Genomic DNA, 602 nt, shown 5'->3' with positions numbered 1-602 from the left:
GTGCTGGGGCCATCCACCGGCGCGGCGCTGGGCGCGGTGCTGGCCGGCTATCACCTCGGCGCCGGGGTGATCGGCATGGCGGTGGGCGGCGTTGGCGGCGCGCTGGCGGCGCTGGCGCTGCTGATCGCACTGGCCGGTTCCGGAGCTGGCAGCACCCGGCTGGTGTTGGCCGGCGTGGCGGTGGCAACATTGCTGGGGGTAGCGATCAACCTGGCGCTCAGCCTCGCGCCTTCGCCCTTTGCCCTCTACGACCTGATGACCTGGCTTATGGGCAGCCTCAATGACCGCACGCTGCCGCAGTTGCTGCTGGCCGCGCCGCTGATCCTTGCCGGCCTTGTCATCCTCGTCCGTGCTGCCCCGGCCCTCGACGCACTGGCGTTGGGCGAAGAGGTCGCGCAATCGATGGGCGTAGGCATCCGCCCGCTCAATCGCCGCATCATCGCCGCGGTGGCGCTGACCACCGGAGCCGGCGTGGCGGTGGCGGGCAGCATCGGCTTCATTGGCCTGGTCGTGCCGCACCTCGTCCGCCCGTTCACCGGGCACCGGCCGGGCGCTGCCATCCTGCCAGCGGCGCTGGCCGGCGCGGCGCTGCTCACGGCGGC

Annotated in this window: 1 protein-coding gene; it reads left to right on the top strand. The window is 72.9% G+C overall.

What is annotated here, in order from left to right; all coding sequences use genetic code 11:
- Positions 1–602: iron chelate uptake ABC transporter family permease subunit (locus tag GJV64_RS15280; protein WP_164158374.1), on the top strand; the 602-nt coding region annotated here is incomplete at both ends.

This window comes from Sandarakinorhabdus rubra, assembly GCF_010994245.1.
GTDB classification, from domain to species: Bacteria; Pseudomonadota; Alphaproteobacteria; order Sphingomonadales; family Sphingomonadaceae; genus Sandarakinorhabdus; species Sandarakinorhabdus rubra.
The sequence above is the reverse complement of the archived record's forward strand: the minus strand, read 5'-3'. Positions and strand labels throughout refer to the sequence as shown.